At 70.7% G+C, this 17,328-nt stretch carries 16 protein-coding genes; 14 read left to right on the plus strand and 2 right to left on the minus strand.

What is annotated here, in order from left to right:
• The first annotated feature begins 2 nt into the window (after nt 1–2).
• The 12 genes from ACIQCJ_RS24015 (at nt 3) to ACIQCJ_RS24070 (ending at nt 12,652) form a co-directional block, all read left to right on the plus strand.
• On the plus strand, nt 3–551 hold the full coding sequence (locus ACIQCJ_RS24015; protein ID WP_355332532.1) for a hypothetical protein: 549 nt from the start codon (nt 3–5) through the stop codon (nt 549–551).
• 176 nt (nt 552–727) lie between these two features.
• Nucleotides 728–1,636, plus strand: a complete 909-nt coding sequence (pdxS, locus tag ACIQCJ_RS24020) for a pyridoxal 5'-phosphate synthase lyase subunit PdxS (protein WP_355332529.1) — start codon at nt 728–730, stop codon at nt 1,634–1,636.
• A gap of 7 nt (nt 1,637–1,643) precedes the next feature.
• On the plus strand, nt 1,644–2,237 hold the full coding sequence (gene pdxT / locus ACIQCJ_RS24025; RefSeq protein WP_355332527.1) for a pyridoxal 5'-phosphate synthase glutaminase subunit PdxT: 594 nt from the start codon (nt 1,644–1,646) through the stop codon (nt 2,235–2,237).
• 66 nt (nt 2,238–2,303) lie between these two features.
• A complete protein-coding gene (locus ACIQCJ_RS24030; RefSeq protein WP_188285213.1) occupies nt 2,304–3,056 on the plus strand; it encodes a YebC/PmpR family DNA-binding transcriptional regulator in 753 nt (250 codons plus the stop codon).
• A 175-nt stretch (nt 3,057–3,231) separates the two neighbouring features.
• Complete coding sequence (gene ruvC, locus ACIQCJ_RS24035) at nt 3,232–3,771, plus strand: crossover junction endodeoxyribonuclease RuvC (RefSeq protein ID WP_401855083.1); 540 nt, start codon at nt 3,232–3,234, stop codon at nt 3,769–3,771.
• Nucleotides 3,768–4,379, plus strand: a complete 612-nt coding sequence (gene ruvA, locus ACIQCJ_RS24040) for a Holliday junction branch migration protein RuvA (protein ID WP_355332522.1) — start codon at nt 3,768–3,770, stop codon at nt 4,377–4,379. Before ruvC ends, ruvA begins: the two co-directional genes overlap by 4 nt.
• 84 nt (nt 4,380–4,463) lie before the next feature.
• Nucleotides 4,464–5,528, plus strand: coding sequence for a Holliday junction branch migration DNA helicase RuvB (gene ruvB / locus ACIQCJ_RS24045; protein WP_402712466.1), 1,065 nt, complete (start codon nt 4,464–4,466; stop codon nt 5,526–5,528).
• 163 nt (nt 5,529–5,691) lie between these two features.
• Entirely contained in the window at nt 5,692–6,165 is a 474-nt protein-coding gene (gene yajC / locus ACIQCJ_RS24050) for a preprotein translocase subunit YajC (RefSeq protein WP_355332517.1), read from the plus strand.
• A 78-nt stretch (nt 6,166–6,243) separates the two neighbouring features.
• Nucleotides 6,244–8,010, plus strand: coding sequence for a protein translocase subunit SecD (gene secD, locus ACIQCJ_RS24055; protein ID WP_355332515.1), 1,767 nt, complete (start codon nt 6,244–6,246; stop codon nt 8,008–8,010).
• A complete protein-coding gene (gene secF / locus ACIQCJ_RS24060; RefSeq protein ID WP_402712468.1) occupies nt 8,010–9,203 on the plus strand; it encodes a protein translocase subunit SecF in 1,194 nt (397 codons plus the stop codon). The genes secD and secF overlap by 1 nt, the downstream gene beginning before the upstream one ends.
• Before the next feature lie 183 nt (nt 9,204–9,386).
• The gene (locus tag ACIQCJ_RS24065; protein WP_355332509.1) at nt 9,387–9,947 is read left to right on the plus strand and encodes an adenine phosphoribosyltransferase; all 561 of its coding nucleotides are present in this window, start codon (nt 9,387–9,389) and stop codon (nt 9,945–9,947) included.
• A 221-nt stretch (nt 9,948–10,168) separates the two neighbouring features.
• Nucleotides 10,169–12,652 carry a RelA/SpoT family protein gene (locus tag ACIQCJ_RS24070; protein WP_402712469.1) on the plus strand — a complete coding sequence of 828 codons (2,484 nt, stop codon included), beginning with the start codon at nt 10,169–10,171 and terminating at the stop codon, nt 12,650–12,652.
• A 105-nt stretch (nt 12,653–12,757) separates the two neighbouring features.
• Here the strand turns inward: ACIQCJ_RS24070 and ACIQCJ_RS24075 are convergent, their stop codons facing one another.
• Entirely contained in the window at nt 12,758–13,987 is a 1,230-nt protein-coding gene (locus ACIQCJ_RS24075; protein WP_188285205.1) for a DUF349 domain-containing protein, read from the minus strand.
• A gap of 143 nt (nt 13,988–14,130) precedes the next feature.
• Nucleotides 14,131–14,985 carry a peptidylprolyl isomerase gene (locus ACIQCJ_RS24080; RefSeq protein WP_355332507.1) on the minus strand — a complete coding sequence of 285 codons (855 nt, stop codon included), beginning with the start codon at nt 14,983–14,985 and terminating at the stop codon, nt 14,131–14,133.
• A gap of 266 nt (nt 14,986–15,251) precedes the next feature.
• On the opposite strand from ACIQCJ_RS24080, the gene ACIQCJ_RS24085 reads away from it, so the two are divergent.
• The gene (locus tag ACIQCJ_RS24085; protein WP_402712471.1) at nt 15,252–15,962 is read left to right on the plus strand and encodes an MBL fold metallo-hydrolase; all 711 of its coding nucleotides are present in this window, start codon (nt 15,252–15,254) and stop codon (nt 15,960–15,962) included.
• The gene (gene hisS / locus ACIQCJ_RS24090; RefSeq protein ID WP_391046610.1) at nt 15,959–17,245 is read left to right on the plus strand and encodes a histidine--tRNA ligase; all 1,287 of its coding nucleotides are present in this window, start codon (nt 15,959–15,961) and stop codon (nt 17,243–17,245) included. The genes ACIQCJ_RS24085 and hisS overlap by 4 nt, the downstream gene beginning before the upstream one ends.
• Nucleotides 17,246–17,328 lie beyond the last annotated feature (83 nt).

A 17,328-nucleotide genomic window follows, 5' to 3' on the forward strand; every position in this document is an offset into this window, starting at 1 on the left:
CAGTGACCACCATCATCTGGGTCGCGGTCGCGATCGTCGCGATCGGCCTCTACCTGAGCTGGACGGCCGGGCGCCTCGACCGCCTGCACGCCCGGATCGACGCGGCGCGCGCCGCCCTGGACGCGCAACTGCTGCGCCGCGCCTCGGTGGCCCAGGAACTGGCCACGGCCGGTGTGCTGGACCCGGCCGCGTCGATCGTGCTGTACGAGTCCGCGCACGCCGCCCGGCAGGCCGAGCCGGAGCAGCGGGAGGTCGCCGAGAGCGAGCTGAGCCAGGCGCTGCGCGCGGTCTTCTCCGAGCCGGGCGCGGTCGCCGAGATCGGGGAGGCGCCGGGCGGCACCGAGGCGATCAAGGAGCTGACCCAGTCGGTACGGCGGGTGCCGATGGCCCGGCGCTTCCACAACGACGCGGTACGCGCCGCGCGGGCGGTCCGCAGACACCGCGTGGTGCGCTGGTTCCGGCTCGCGGGCCACGCCCCCTTCCCGCTGGCCTTCGAGATGGACGACGAGCCGCCGGTGCCGCTCACGGCGGACGGCGCCGGGTCGCACTGAACGCCCCGGCACCACGGAGCGCACCTGCACCCGCCGGACACACCGATCCGCGCGGGCCACACGGCCACCCGCCGGCCCGCGGGGAGCCACCGCGGCGGAATTGGCCCTTTCCCGCCCCCGGCGACCGGCCGGACCATGGAGAAAAGCCACCGATTTCGTCAGCGAGTGAGGTCACCGTGTCCACCAGCCCCTCCGCCACCACCCCCGAGACCGGCACCGCACGCGTCAAGCGCGGTATGGCCGAGCAGCTCAAGGGCGGCGTGATCATGGATGTCGTCACCCCGGAGCAGGCGAAGATCGCCGAGGACGCGGGCGCCGTCGCCGTCATGGCACTGGAGCGGGTTCCGGCCGACATCCGCGCGCAGGGCGGCGTGGCCCGGATGTCCGACCCGGACATGATCGAGGGCATCATCAACGCGGTGTCCATCCCCGTGATGGCCAAGTCCCGGATCGGCCACTTCGTCGAGGCCCAGGTCCTCCAGGCGCTCGGCGTCGACTACATCGACGAGTCCGAGGTGCTGACCCCCGCCGACGAGGTCAACCACTCCGACAAGTGGGCCTACACCACCCCCTTCGTCTGCGGCGCCACCAACCTCGGCGAGGCCCTGCGCCGGATCGCCGAGGGCGCGGCCATGATCCGCTCCAAGGGCGAGGCCGGCACCGGCAACGTGGTCGAGGCCGTCCGCCACCTGCGCCAGATCAAGGGCGAGATCTCCCGCCTCAAGGGCCTGGACAACAACGAGCTGTACGCCGCCGCCAAGGACCTGCGCGCCCCGTACGAGCTGGTCAAGGAGGTGTCGGTGCTGGGCAAGCTGCCCGTCGTGCTGTTCTCCGCGGGCGGTGTGGCCACCCCGGCCGACGCCGCGCTGATGCGCCAGCTCGGCGCCGAGGGCGTCTTCGTCGGCTCCGGCATCTTCAAGTCCGGCGACCCGGCCAAGCGCGCCGCCGCGATCGTCCGCGCCACCACCTTCTTCGACGACCCGAAGGTCATCGCGGACGCCTCCCGCAACCTCGGCGAGGCCATGGTCGGCATCAACATCGACACCCTCCCGGAGTCCGAGCACTACGCCAACCGCGGCTGGTAAGGCGACGATGACCAGCTCTCCCACCATCGGCGTCCTGGCACTCCAGGGCGACGTCCGGGAGCATCTGACGGCACTGGCCGCGGCGGACGCCGCGGCCGGTCCCGTCCGGCGCCCGGAGGAACTGGCCGGAATCGACGGCCTGGTGATACCCGGCGGCGAGTCCACCACCATCTCCAAGCTCGCCGTGCTCTTCGGCCTGATGGAACCGCTGCGCGAGGCGATCCGCGGCGGCCTGCCGGTCTACGGCACCTGCGCGGGACTGATCATGCTCGCCGACAAGATCCTCGACCCCAGGTCCGGCCAGGAGACCTTCGGCGGCATCGACATGATCGTCCGCCGCAACGCCTTCGGCAGGCAGAACGAGTCCTTCGAAGCGGTCGTCGACGTCACGGGCGTCGAGGGCGGCCCGGTCGAGGGCGTCTTCATCCGCGCGCCGTGGGTCGAGTCGGTGGGTGCGGACGTGGAGGTGCTCGCCGAGTACGGTGGCCACATCGTCGCCGTCCGTCAGCGCAATGTGCTCGCCACGTCGTTCCACCCCGAACTGACCGGCGACCACCGGGTCCATGAATTCTTCGTGGACACTGTGCGCGCGGCGGGCTGACCGGATCCCGGTAGGATCGACGGCGCGACGAAAGACAGCATTTGGTGACGCGAAGGAGACAGTCGGATGTCCGGCCACTCTAAATGGGCTACGACCAAGCACAAGAAGGCCGTGATCGATGCCAAGCGCGGCAAGCTCTTCGCGAAGCTGATCAAGAACATCGAGGTCGCGGCGCGGACCGGTGGCGCCGACCCGGACGGCAACCCGACGCTGTTCGACGCCATCCAGAAGGCGAAGAAGAGCTCGGTACCGAACAAGAACATCGACAGCGCGGTCAAGCGCGGCGCCGGTCTCGAAGCCGGTGGCGCCGACTACCAGACGATCATGTACGAGGGCTACGGTCCCAACGGTGTCGCGGTGCTCATCGAGTGCCTGACCGACAACCGCAACCGCGCCGCGTCCGACGTGCGGGTGGCCATGACCCGCAACGGCGGCTCGATGGCCGATCCGGGCTCGGTGTCGTACCTGTTCAACCGCAAGGGCGTGGTGATCGTCCCCAAGGCTGAGCTGGGCGAGGACGACGTGCTGGACGCGGTGCTCGACGCGGGCGCCGAGGAGGTCAACGACCTCGGTGAGTCCTTCGAGGTGATCAGCGAGGCCACCGACCTGGTGCCGGTCCGCAAAGCGCTCCAGGAGGCCGGGATCGACTACGACTCGGCCGACGCCAACTTCCTGCCCACCATGCAGGTGGAGCTGGACGAGGACGGCGCGCGCAAGATCTTCAAGCTCATCGACGCGCTGGAGGACAGCGACGACGTGCAGAACGTCTTCGCCAACTTTGACGTCTCCGACGAGGTCATGGAGAAGGTCGACGCCTGAGCCGCGCTCAGGCGGTGACGCCGGGGCCGCGCGCGAGCGGACCCTGACGGACGGTCAGCCGGAGGGGCCGACGGGACACACCCCGTCGGCCCCTCCGCTGTTTGTCGGCCCCAACCGATAACCTGCACGAACAGGTTGGCGAAGACGGCGGCTGACGGGCGCGGAAGGGGGCGGCATGCGAGTGCTCGGCGTGGACCCGGGTCTGACCCGGTGCGGCATCGGAGTGGTGGACGGCGTTCCCGGACGCCCGCTGACGATGGTCGGCGTCGGCGTCGTACGCACCCCGGCCGACGCGGAGATCGGCGACCGGCTCGTCCTGATCGAGCGCGGCATCGAGGAGTGGCTCGACGAACACCGCCCGGAGGCGGTCGCCGTGGAGCGGGTCTTCAGCCAGCACAATGTGCGCACCGTGATGGGCACCGCCCAGGCGAGCGCGGTCGCCATGCTGTGCGCCGCCCGCCGCGGCCTGCCCGTCCACCTGCACACCCCCAGCGAGGTCAAGGCCGCCGTCACCGGCAGCGGCCGGGCCGACAAGGCGCAGGTCGGCGCGATGGTGACCCGGCTGCTGCGGCTCGACGCCCCGCCGAAACCGGCCGACGCCGCCGACGCGCTGGCACTGGCCATCTGTCACATCTGGCGCGGCGCCGCCACCAACCGCCTCCAGCAGGCCATCGCCGCCCACCGCCCCGTACGAGCCCAGGAGTCCGCCAAGTGATCGCCTTCGTCAGCGGCCAGGTCGCCGCGCTCGCCCCCGACACCGCGGTCATCGAGGTCGGCGGCGTGGGCATGGCCGTCCAGTGCGCCCCGAACACCCTGGCCGCGCTGCGGATCGGCCAGCCCGCCAAGCTCGCCACCTCCCTGGTGGTCCGCGAGGACTCGCTCACCCTCTACGGCTTCGCGGACGAGGACGAGCGGCAGGTCTTCGAACTGCTCCAGACCGTCAGCGGAGTCGGCCCCAGACTCGCCCAGACGATGCTCGCCGTGCACACCCCGGACGCGTTGCGCTCCGCGGTCGCGGTCGGCGACGAGAAGGCGCTGACCGCGGTGCCCGGCATCGGCAAGAAGGGAGCGCAGCGGCTGCTCCTGGAGCTGAAGGACCGGCTGGGCGAACCGGTCGGCTCCGGCGCGGACCGGGGAATCGGCAGCCCGGTCGGCGACTCCTGGCGCGAGCAGCTGCACGCCGCGCTGCTCAGCCTCGGCTACGCCACCCGCGAGGCCGACGAGGCGGTCGCCGCCGTCACCCCGCAGGCCGAGGCCGAGCGGGAGCCGAACGTCGGCGCGCTGCTGCGCGCGGCCCTCCAGACCCTCAACCGCACCCGCTGACCGCCCTGTTGACGCCGCCGGCCGCACCCGTACCGGTGACGCCGGTCCGTACCGCCGACCCCACACCGACCCGAGAGACCAACCATGAACTGGGACGACGCCACCGACGAGCGGCCGGAGCGACTGGTCGGCGCCACCGCCGACCATGAGGACCAGGCGGTCGAGGCGGCGCTGCGCCCCAAGGACCTGGGGGAGTTCATCGGACAGGAGCGCGTACGGCAGCAGCTCGACCTGGTGCTCAGGGCCGCCCGCCAGCGCCAGGGCACCGCGGACCACGTCCTGCTCTCCGGCGCCCCCGGCCTCGGCAAGACGACGCTGTCGATGATCATCGCGGCCGAGATGGGCGTGCCCATCCGGATCACCTCGGGACCCGCCATCCAGCACGCGGGCGACCTCGCCGCGGTCCTGTCCTCGCTCCAGGAGGGCGAGGTGCTCTTCCTCGACGAGATCCACCGGATGTCACGGCCCGCCGAGGAAATGCTCTACATGGCGATGGAGGACTACCGGGTCGACGTGATCGTCGGCAAGGGCCCCGGCGCGACCGCGATCCCGCTGGAACTGCCGCCCTTCACCCTGGTCGGCGCCACCACCAGGGCCGGACTGCTGCCGCCCCCGCTGCGCGACCGCTTCGGCTTCACCGGCCACATGGAGTTCTACGCCCCCGCCGAGCTGGAGAAGGTCATCCGCCGCTCCTCCGGGCTGCTGGACGTCGAGGTCGCCGACGACGGCGCCGCCGAGATCGCCGGACGCTCCCGCGGCACCCCCCGGATCGCCAACCGGCTGCTGCGCCGGGTCCGCGACTACGCCCAGGTCAGGGCGGACGGTGTGATCAGCCGGGAGATCGCCGCCAAGGCGCTGGAGGTCTACGAGGTGGACGAGCGCGGTCTCGACCGGCTGGACCGGGCCGTGCTCCAGGCGCTGCTGAAGCTCTTCGGCGGCGGGCCCGTCGGTCTGTCCACGCTCGCCGTCGCGGTCGGCGAGGAGCGCGAGACCGTCGAGGAGGTCGCCGAGCCGTTCCTCGTCAGGGAGGGCCTGCTGGCCCGGACACCGCGCGGCCGGGTGGCCACGCCCGCGGCCTGGACGCACCTCGGTCTGGTACCGCCGCACAATCCCGCCGGACCCGGACAGAGCGGGTTGTTCGGACCGTGACCGCCGATAGACTCGCCCCTTCAGGAACCCCAGTGCCATGCTTGGCGTTGTTCAGGCGGCGAGCCAGCGCTTAGACTCCGCCGACGCCCTTCCTCCGGATCGGCACCCACATCCCGAAACCCAGGCCAGCCCCACGTTGGCCGTGCGAAGGAACGTCCAGACCGTGAGTATCGTCACTCTCCTCCCCTTGGTCCTGATTGTTGGCGTCATGTTCATGATGACGCGCTCGGCCAAGAACAAGCAGCGCCAGGCACTGACCATGCGGAACCAGATGGAGCCCGGATCGGGCGTCCGCACGATCGGTGGCATGTACGCCGTGGTCAAGGAAGTGAACGAGGAGACGGTCCTCCTTGAGCTGACGGACGGGGTGCACGCACACTTCGCGAAGAACGCCATCGGCGCCGTGCTGGCCGAAGAGGAGTTCAACCGGATCGTGCACGGCATCGAGCCGGAGGAGATCGAGCACGACGACACCGAGGACACCGAAGGCGACGTCACCGCCGACGCGGCTTCCGGGGATGCCGCTGCGACGGACGACGTCAAGAAGGACGCCAAGGACTCGGGCGAGCACCGCATCGATCTGAGCAAGACCGAGGACGCGCCGGGGCAGGACGGTCCCGACTCCACGTCCAAGTAAGGGTCCGGCTCTCACAACTTCGTGGCCACCCCATGAGCGTGCAGGCTCAGGGGCGGTAGGACAGGGAGAATCAAGAAGGTGGCAGCAGCCAACAAGGGCCGCAGGCCGTCCCCGGGGAGTCAGGGATACCCCGGGCGCGCTCTGGCCGTGATCGTGATCGCCCTGGTGGCGCTGACCGGAGGAATGTTCCTCTCCGGCAACACCACTCCCCGACTGGGCATCGACCTGGCCGGCGGTGTCAGCATCACGCTGACCGCCAAGGCGGACCAGGGGAACGCGGTCACCAAGTCCAATATGAACACGGCGGTCAGCATCATCAACCGCCGTGTCAACGGACTCGGTGTCTCCGAGGCGGAGGTGCAGACCCAGGGATCGAACAACATCATCGTCAACATCCCCAAGGGCACCAACGCCGCCCAGGCCGAGCAGCAGGTGGGCACCACCGCGCAGCTCGCCTTCCGCCAGGTGCTGACCGCCGCGGACGGCAACCCGGCCACGGCCGCGCCCAAGCCCTCGGCCAGCCCCTCTGCCTCCGGCGGTACGACGCCGAAGCCGAGCGGCACGCCCAGCGCGACGGGCACCCCGAAGGCCACCGGGAGCACCACGTCCAGTCCGCAGGGCCGCGCCGTCACCGACGCGCTGAAGTCGAGTGTGAACAAGGCGCCGACACCGACGCCCACCGCGACGCCCAGCAACCCGGCGACCACGCCCGGCACGGGCGCCGCCGACCTGTCGATCCCCGCCGACCTCCAGGCGAAGCTCGACAAGCTCGACTGCACCGACCCCACGCAGCGCACCGCGGCCAGCAAGGGCACCAAGCCCGGTGACAAGGTCGTCGCCTGCGGTCAGCAGGGCAACCAGTGGATCAAGTACGCGCTCGGCCCGACGCTGATCGACGGCAAGCGCGTCTCCGGCGCCAGCGCGAACTTCGACTCGCAGCAGGGCAACGGCTGGGTCGTCAACCTGACGTTCGACTCCAAGGGCGCCAGCCAGTTCACCAAGGTCACCGGCGACCTCGCCTCCCAGGCCCAGCCGAACAACCAGTTCGCGATCGACCTGGACGGCAACGTCGTCTCGGCCCCGTCGGTCTCCCAGGCCCTGCCCGGCGGCAGCGCCCAGATCTCCGGCAGCTTCACCCAGAAGTCCGCCGAGGACCTGGCGAACGTGCTGAAGTACGGCTCGCTGCCCCTGGCGTTCTCCATCCAGGACACGACCACGGTCTCTCCCGCCCTCGGCGGCGAGCAGCTCCGCGGCGGTCTGATCGCCGGCGCCGTCGGCCTCGTCCTGGTCGTGCTCTACATGTTCGCCTACTACCGCGGACTGAGCCTGGTGGCGCTCGCGAGCCTCGTGGTCTCGGGCGCGCTCACCTACACGATCATGTGTCTGCTCGGTGAGGCGATCGGCTTCGCACTGAACCTGCCCGCGGTCTGTGGTGCCATCGTCGCCATCGGTATCACCGCCGACTCGTTCATCGTCTTCTTCGAACGGATCAGGGACGAGCTCCGTGAGGGCCGCTCGCTGCAACCCGCGGTCGCCCGCGGCTGGCCGCGCGCCCGGCGCACCATCCTGGTGTCGGACTTCGTGTCCTTCCTCGCCGCCGCCGTGCTGTTCACCGTGACGGTCGGCAAGGTCCAGGGCTTCGCGTTCACGCTCGGTCTCACCACCGTGCTCGACGTCGTCGTGGTGTTCCTGTTCACCAAGCCGCTGATGACGATCCTCGCCCGTCGCCCGTTCTTCGCTCAGGGCCACAGGTGGTCCGGTCTCGATCCCAAGGCGCTCGGCGTGAAGGCGCCGCTGCGTCGGAGCGTCCGCCACAACCGGCCCACCGAGACGAAGGAAGCCTGATGTCCAAGCTCAGCAATCTCGGTCACCGGCTGCACCGCGGCGAGATCGCGTACGACTTCGTCGGCCACCGCAAGATCTGGTACGGCGTATCGATCCTGATCACGGTCGTCGCCGCGGTCGGCCTGGTGGTCAACGGCCTCAAGCTCGGCATCGAGTTCTCCGGCGGCGCGGACTTCACCACGGCCAAGACCTCCATCTCGGTCGCGGACGCGCAGAGCAAGATCGAGGGCCACACCGCCGGCCACGACGCGACGATCCAGAAGCTGGGCAGCGGAAAGCTCCGCATCCAGGTCAGCGACATCTCCACCGAGGCGTCCAAGTCCGTCCAGCAGAACATCTCCAAGGAACTGGGCATCCCGCTCAAGGACATCGACGCGCAGATCGTCGGTCCGAGCTGGGGCAAGGAGATCTCCCACAAGGCCCTTCAGGGTCTGATCATCTTCCTGGTGCTGGTGGTCGCCTATCTGGCCATCGCCTTCGAATGGCGCAAGGCCGTCGCGGCACTGATCGCCCTCCTCCACGACCTCACGATCACGGTCGGTGTCTACGCCATCGTGGGCTTCGAGGTCACACCGGGCACGGTGATCGGTCTGCTCACCATCCTCGGTTACTCCCTCTACGACACCGTCGTCGTCTTCGACGGTCTGAAGGAGTCCACCAAGGACATCACCAAGCAGAACAGGTACACCTACAGCGAGATCGCCAACCGCAGCCTCAACGGCACCCTGGTGCGGTCGATCAACACCACGGTCGTCGCCCTGCTGCCGGTCGGCGCGCTGCTCTTCATCGGTGGCGGCATCCTCGGCGCGGGCATGCTCAACGACATCGCGCTCGCGCTGTTCGTCGGCCTCACCGCCGGTGCGTACTCCTCGATCTTCATCGCGACTCCGATCGTCGCGGACCTCAAGGAGCGCGACCCGGCGATGAAGCAGGTCCGCAAGCGGGTGCTCGCCCGCCGGGCCTCCGACGCCACGAAGGCCGCCGAGGCGGCCGCCCGCGGCGAGGAGCCCGCCGACCCCGAGGACGGGGACGGGGACGACGACCAGGCGGAAGCCGCAGCGGCCGGCGCCGGTGTGGTGGGCCCGCGGGCCCAGGGCACCGCCCCGGGCAGCCGTTCCGGCGGCACCCGCGGCGCGTCCGCCAACCGCGGCACCCGCGGCGGCCGCAACCGGCCCTCGGGCAAGCGGCGCTGACCGTGAATCGCCGCCGCCCGGTCGACACCGACCGGGCGGCGGCGATTTTCCGTTTCCCGAACCACATCGACCGAACCTCATCGACCGACCCTCGTCGACCGACGAGCGCTCCATGGCCCGAAGCGCCGTGGAACGACAAGCACGTCATGGACCGACGCGACATGAACCGACGAAAGTAGCGCGATGACCACCACGGACGCAGCCTCCGCCGAGCTCAGGGAACTGCTGCTCGGCCGCATCCGCGACGTACCGGACTACCCCCAGCCCGGCGTGATCTTCAAGGACATCACCCCGCTGCTGGCCGACCCCGTCGCCTTCAGCGCCCTGGTGGACGCCCTCGCCGCCCTGTGCGCGCGGCACGGCGCCACCAAGGTCGTCGGCCTCGAAGCCCGCGGCTTCATCCTCGCCGCCCCGGCCGCCGCCCGCGCGGGCCTCGGCTTCGTCCCGGTCCGCAAGGCGGGCAAACTGCCCGGAAAGACCCTGGCGCAGTCGTACGACCTGGAGTACGGCACCGCCGAGATCGAGGTGCAGGTCGACGCCTTCGCCGAGGGCGACCGCGTCCTGGTGATCGACGACGTCCTGGCCACCGGCGGCACCGCGGAAGCCTCGCTGGAGCTGATCCGGCGGACCGGCGCGACCGTCGCGGGCGTGGCCGTCCTGCTGGAGCTGGGCTTCCTCGGCGGCCGGGCGCGGCTGGCCCGGGTCCTGGGGGACGCCCCCCTGGACACCCTCGTCGCGATCTGACGCGCTCCGGACCGCGTACGGGCTCTCGGGCCGCGTACGGGCTCTCGTACGCCATTCGGGTCCGCGGGGCCCGGTTGCGGCCTCCTACGAGCGTCCTGCGGCCCCGTACGGCGTATGCGGGGCAGGTACGGGGCCCTGAGGCGGGCGCCCGGCGGGCTCGGGCGCCCGCCTCTCGCCGCAGGTCGATACCATAGAACTTCTACCCCGCGTGAGGAGTGCTCTTGCCAGACCAGGCCCAGCCACTCGACGCCGCGGGCGGGAAGGAACCGGCCGCGGGTGGCACGGGGACGTCCGCCGACAGCCGGACCGCCGCACCCACCCCCGCTCCCGCCAAGCCCGCCGCGCCAGAACCGGCCGCGCCCGCCGTACGCCCGGTGCGTACGCCCGGCAGCGTCGCGCCGACGCGTCCCGGGGCCTCCTCCAGCCGCGTCCGTGCCCGCCTCGCCCGGCTCGGCGTGCAGCGCTCCAGCCCGTACAACCCGGTGCTCGAACCGCTGCTGCGCGTGGTGCGGGGCAACGACCCGAAGGGCGACAGCGCCCAGCTCCGGCAGATCGAGCGGGCCTACCAGGTCGCCGAGCGCTGGCACCGCGGCCAGAAGCGCAAGAGCGGCGACCCGTACATCACGCACCCGCTGGCCGTCACCACGATCCTCGCCGAACTGGGTATGGACCCCGCCACCTTGATGGCCGGGCTGCTGCACGACACCGTCGAGGACACCGAGTACGGCCTGGACGCGCTGCGCCGCGACTTCGGCGACCAGGTGGCGCTGCTGGTCGACGGCGTCACCAAGCTCGACAAGGTCAAATTCGGCGAGGCCGCGCAGGCCGAGACCGTGCGCAAGATGGTCGTCGCGATGGCCAAGGACCCCCGCGTCCTGGTGATCAAGCTCGCCGACCGGCTGCACAATATGCGCACGATGCGCTATCTCAAGCGCGAGAAGCAGGAGAAGAAGGCCCGCGAGACGCTGGAGATCTACGCCCCGCTGGCGCACCGGCTGGGCATGAACACCATCAAGTGGGAGCTGGAGGACCTCGCCTTCGCGATCCTCTACCCCAAGATGTACGACGAGATCGTCCGGTTGGTCGCCGAGCGCGCCCCCAAGCGCGACGAATACCTCGCCGTGGTCACCGACCAGGTTCAGCAGGACCTGCGCGCCGCCCGGATCAAGGCCACCGTCACCGGCCGCCCGAAGCACTACTACAGCGTCTACCAGAAGATGATCGTCCGCGGCCGGGACTTCGCGGAGATCTACGACCTGGTGGGCATCCGCGTCCTGGTCGACACCGTCCGCGACTGCTACGCGGCGCTCGGCACCATCCACGCGCGATGGAATCCGGTCCCCGGCCGGTTCAAGGACTACATCGCGATGCCCAAGTTCAACATGTACCAGTCGCTGCACACGACGGTCATCGGGCCCAGCGGCAAGCCCGTCGAACTGCAGATCCGTACCTTCGACATGCACCGCCGCGCCGAGTACGGCATCGCGGCGCACTGGAAGTACAAGCAGGAGGCGGTGGCGGGCGCCTCCAAGGTGCGCACCGACAGCCCGCGGTCCGACAAGAAGGACGACGCGGTCAACGACATGGCGTGGCTGCGCCAGCTCCTGGACTGGCAGAAGGAGACCGAGGACCCCGGCGAGTTCCTGGAGTCGCTGCGCTTCGACCTCTCGCAGAGCGAGGTCTTCGTCTTCACACCCAAGGGCGACGTGATAGCGCTGCCCGCGGGCGCCACCCCGGTGGACTTCGCGTACGCCGTGCACACCGAGGTCGGCCACCGGACCATAGGCGCCCGTGTCAACGGCCGCCTCGTACCGCTGGAGTCGACGCTCGACAACGGCGACACCGTCGAGGTCTTCACCTCCAAGGCCGCCGGGGCCGGGCCGTCCCGCGACTGGCTGGGCTTCGTCAAGTCGCCGCGGGCGCGCAACAAGATCCGCGCCTGGTTCTCCAAGGAGCGCCGCGAGGAAGCGGTCGAGCAGGGCAAGGAAGCCATCGCCCGCGCGATGCGCAAGCAGAATCTGCCGATCCAGCGGGTGCTCACCGGCGACTCGCTGGTCACCCTCGCGCACGAGATGCGCTACCCCGACATCTCCGCGCTCTACGCGGCGATCGGCGAGGGGCACATCACCGCGCAGTCCGTCGTGCAGAAGCTGGTCGACGCGCTCGGCGGCGAAGAGGGCGCCACCGAGGACATCGCGGAGATCACCACCCCCACACAGGGGCGCACCAAGCGGCGGGCCAACGCCGACCCCGGTGTCATCGTCAAGGGCGCCAGCGACGTCTGGGTCAAGCTCTCCCGCTGCTGCACCCCAGTGCCGGGCGACCCGATCATCGGCTTCGTCACCCGCGGCAACGGCGTCTCGGTGCACCGCGCCGACTGCGTCAACGTGGACTCGCTCTCGCAGCAGCCCGAGCGGATGATCGAGGTCGAGTGGGCGCCCACCCAGTCGTCGGTCTTCCTGGTCGCCATCCAGGTCGAGGCCCTCGACCGGTCCCGGCTGCTCTCGGACGTCACCCGCGTGCTGTCCGACCAGCACGTCAACATCCTGTCCGCGGCCGTCCAGACCTCCCGCGACCGCGTCGCCACCTCCCGCTTCACCTTCGAGATGGGCGACCCGAAGCACCTGGGCCACGTCCTGAAGGCGGTACGCGGCGTGGAGGGCGTCTACGACGTCTACCGGGTGACCTCGGGCCGCCAGAGGTAAGCGAGGCCGCGGGCGGGCGGGCACGACCCACCACCGGCCCGCGGACGCCCGACGGCCCCGGCACTCATCATGAGTGCCGGGGCCGTCGGGCGTGCGAGCGGCCGGTCAGCCGCCGAACTCGCCCATGCCCTTCAGGGCCGCGTCCAGCAGCGCCTGACGCCCGTCAAGCTCCGACTGGAGCTTGTCCGCCTTCGCGGTGTTCCCCGCGGAGCGCGCCGCGTCGATCTGCTTCTGGAGCTTCTCGACCGCCGCCTGGAGCTGACCGGTCAGACCGGCCGCCCGCGCCCGGACCTCGGGGTTGGTGCGCCGCCACTCGGCTTCCTCGGACTCGGCCAGCGCACGCTCCACCGCGTGCATGCGGGCCTCGATCCGCGGCCGCGCGTCCCGCGGCACGTGCCCGATGGCCTCCCAGCGCTCGTTGAGCGAGCGGAAGGCGGCACGCGCCGACTTCAGCTCGGTCACCGGGAGCAGCTTCTCGGCCTCGACGACCAGCTCCTCCTTGAGCGCGAGGTTGTCGCGCTGCTCGGTGTCCCGCTCGGCGAACACCTCGGAGCGGGCGGCGAAGAAGACGTCCTGGGCGCCGCGGAAGCGGTTCCACAGATCGTCCTCGGCCTCGCGCTGCGCACGCCCGGCCGCCTTCCACTCCGTCATCAGCTCGCGGTAGCGGGCCGCGGTGGGCCCCCAGTCCGTCGAGTTCGACAGCGACTGCGCCTCGGTGACCAGCTTCTCCTTCGTCCGCCTGGCCTCCTCGCGCTGCGCGTCGAGCGACGCGAAGTGCGCCTTGCGGCGCTTGGAGAACACCGAACGGGCGTGGCTGAAGCGGTGCCACAGCTCGTCGTCCGCCTTGCGGTCGAGTCGCGGCAGGCCCTTCCAGGTGTCGACCAGGGCGCGCAGCCGCTCGCCCGCGGTCCGCCACTGCTCGCTCTCGGCGAGCTGCTCGGCCTCCGCGACAAGCTGCTCCTTGGCGACCTTCGCCTCTTCGCTCTGCTTCGCCCTGGCCGCCTTGCGCTCCTCGCGCCGGGAGTCCACCAGCGCGACCAGCGCGTCGAGCCGTTCGCCCAGCGCCGCCAGGTCGCCCACCGCGTGCGCCTCGGTCACCGAGACGCGCAGGTGCTCGATCGCGGCCAGCGCGTCCTTGGGCGCGAGATCGGTGGTCCGCACCCGTCGTTCGAGGAGGCCGATCTCCACGACGAGTCCTTCGTACTTGCGCTCGAAGTAGGCGAGCGCCTCCTCAGGAGAACCCGCCTGCCACGAACCGACCTCCTTCTCCCCGTCGGCCGTACGCACGTACACGGTCCCCGTCTCATCGACGCGGCCCCACGGGTCGCTGCTCACAGCGCCTCCTCCACGTGATGCCCGGCCGGCTCACGGCCGGGCATCTTCCACAGAATTTCACCGGTTGGGCCGCACGCCCTGACCGGTCCAACGCCAACATAGGCGACCAGCACCCCGGCTGTCCGCATCCGATGCGGGCCCAATCAGGATTTGCTGACGGTCGCCTTGTTGATCACCACGGTCGCGTTCGGCGCGGTGTTGCCCGTCGTCTGGTCGGCGGGCTGGGCGCCCGCGGCGGCGATTTTGTCGAGCACCTTCATACCGGCGGCGTCGATCGTGCCGAACGGCGTGTAGCTCGGAGCCAGCGGGCTGTCCTTGTAGACCAGGAAGAACTGGCTGCCGCCGGTGTGCGCCTGGCCGGTGTTGGCCATGGCCACGGTGCCCGCCGGGTACGTCACGGTCTTCTGCGCGTCGGCCTTGCCGAACGCCGTCAGATTCTCGTCCGGGATCGTGTAGCCGGGGCCGCCGTTGCCCTGCGCGGTCGGGTCGCCGCACTGGAGGACGAAGATGCCCTCGGTGGTCAGGCGGTGGCACTTGGTGTGGTCGAAGAAGCCCTTGTCCGCGAGGAACTTGAAGGAGTTCGTGGTGTCGGGGGCCTTCGCCGCGTCCAGAGCGATCGGGATCGAGCCGCAGGTCGTCTGGAGCGTGAAGGTGTACTTCGCGCTCTTGTCGATCGCCATCTTCGGCTCGGTCTTCCACTGCTCCGTGCCCGGCGCGCCCGCGTCCGCCTTGCCGCACGGGTCCGGCGCCTTCGAGGGGGTCGCCGACGGCGACGCGCTGGCGTTGGCCGCCGCGTCGTCCGTGGACTTCTTCTTGCCGCTGCTGTCGAAGGCGCCCAGGCCCCAGGCGGAACCGCCGCCGATGACGACCACGGCGAGCACGGCGGCGATCACCGAATTGCGCGTCCGCGACTTGCGGCGCATCTGCACCCGCCGCTGCTGCTGCCGCTCGAACTTCTCCCGGGCGAGCTGCCGCCGCCGCTGATCCTTGGTGACCACTTCGCCGTCTCCCGGTCGTGTCTCGTGAGTGCTGTGCGATGACTGTGTTTCCGCTGTCCACGACCTGTCGGCAGGCCGTGTGCCGCGGTGCGCTCGAACGCGAATACGCGTGCCGCAGATCTTCGCGGCATGCGCGTCCCCCGTCCAGTCCGCACGCGGTCCGATGAGGGCACAATACGAGTTCGCTGCGGCGGTACGGCGGCCGGTAGGCTCGTGAACGGCCGATATCTCCCGCGGCCGACACCGCGGACGACAGAAGGACGAACGTGCTCATTGCCGGGTTCCCCGCCGGGGCCTGGGGCACCAATTGTTATGTGGTCGCCCCCGCCGCGGGTGAGGAGTGCGTGATCGTCGACCCGGGCCACCTCGCGGTCCAGGGCGTCGAGGACACCCTCGCCAAGCACCGACTGAAGCCCGTCGCCGTCATCCTCAGCCACGGCCACATCGACCATGTCGCCTCCGTCGTACCGGTCTGCGGCGTGCACGACGTGCCCGCCTGGATCCACCCCGAGGACCGGTACATGCTCAGCGACCCCGAGAAGGCGCTCGGCCGCGCCATCGGGCAGCCGCTGATGGGGGAGCTGACCATCGGCGAGCCCGACGACGTCAAGGAACTGGCCGACGGCGCCGCGCTGACGGTGGCGGGTCTGGAGTTCTCCGTCGCGCACGCGCCCGGCCATACCAGGGGGTCGGTGACGTTCAGGCTGCCCGAGACCGCCGACATCCCGTCGGTGCTGTTCTCCGGCGACCTGCTCTTCGCCGGCTCCGTCGGACGCACCGACCTGCCCGGCGGCTCCATGGCCGAGCTGTACGAGTCGCTGGCGCGTGTGTGCCTGCCGCTCGACGACTCGACCGTGGTGCTCTCCGGCCACGGCCCCCAGACGACCATCGGCCGCGAGCGCGCCGCCAACCCCTACCTGGGTGAGGTGGCCCGCGGCCCAGGAGCCGGAGACCCGGCTCCGCGACGAGGATTGTGACGGATTCAGTGAGTTCCGCCGTACGCGCCTTCCAGGCCCCCAAGGGCACCTACGACCTGCTGCCGCCCGACTCCGCGGTGTTCCTCGCGGTGCGCGAGGCCATCGCCGCGCCCGCCCGCCGGGCCGGTTACGGCTATGTCGAGACCCCCGGTTTCGAGAACGTCGAACTGTTCTCCCGCGGTGTCGGGGAGTCCACCGACATCGTGACCAAGGAGATGTACACCCTCACCACCAAGGGCGGCAGCGAACTCGCGCTGCGCCCCGAGGGCACCGCCTCCGTCCTGCGCGCGGCCCTCCAGGCCAACCTGCACAAGACGGGGAATCTGCCGGTCAAGCTCTGGTACTCCGGCTCCTACTACCGCTACGAGCGCCCGCAGGCGGGCCGCTACCGGCACTTCTCGCAGGTCGGCGCGGAGGCGATCGGCGCCGAGGACCCGCTGCTCGACGCGGAGCTGATCATCCTGGCGGTGGACGCGTACACCGACCTCGGGCTGCGCGACTTCCGGCTGCTGCTCAACTCGCTCGGCGACCGCGAGTGCCGTCCGGTCTACCGGGCCGCCCTCCAGGACTACCTGCGCGGCCTGGACCTGGACGAGGAGACCCGCGCCCGGATCGAGATCAATCCGCTGCGGGTGCTCGACGACAAGCGCGACTCCGTACAGAAACAGCTCGCCGACGCGCCGCTGATCCGCGACCACCTGTGCGAGGCGTGCAAGGCGTACCACGAGGAGGTGCGCGCGCTGCTGACCGAGGCGGGCGTGGCCTTCGAGGACGACCCCCGGCTGGTGCGCGGCCTGGACTACTACACCCGCACCACCTTCGAATTCGTCCACGACGGGCTCGGCTCGCAGTCCGCGGTCGGCGGCGGCGGGCGCTACGACGGGCTCTCCGAGATGATCGGCGGCCCCGCGCTGCCGTCGGTCGGCTGGGCGCTGGGCGTGGACCGTACGGTGCTCGCGCTGCGCTCGGAGGGCGTGGAACTGGCCCTTCCCGCGGTCACCGACGTCTACGCCGTACCGCTCGGCGACGAGGCGCGGCGGGCGCTGTTCGGCACGGTCACCGCGCTGCGCAGGGCCGGGATCGCCGCGGACTTCGCCTTCGGCGGCAAGGGCATGAAGAACGCGATGAAGTCCGCGAACCGCTCCGGCGCCCGATTCGCGCTCGTCGCGGGGGAGCGGGACCTCGCCGAGGGCGTCGTCCAGCTCAAGGACCTGGGCAGCGGCGAGCAGACGGCGGTCCCGCTCGCCGAGGTGGTCGCGAGCGTCAAGGCGCGGCTCGTTTGACCCTCTTCCGTGTACCAGGGCGTGCAGGACTTATCCAGTCCTGACCGCCCTGGTGCACAATGTTGGGTGCCCGCTCCCCACGA

Source organism: Streptomyces sp. NPDC093221 (assembly GCF_044753885.1).
GTDB lineage: Bacteria > Actinomycetota > Actinomycetes > Streptomycetales > Streptomycetaceae > Actinacidiphila.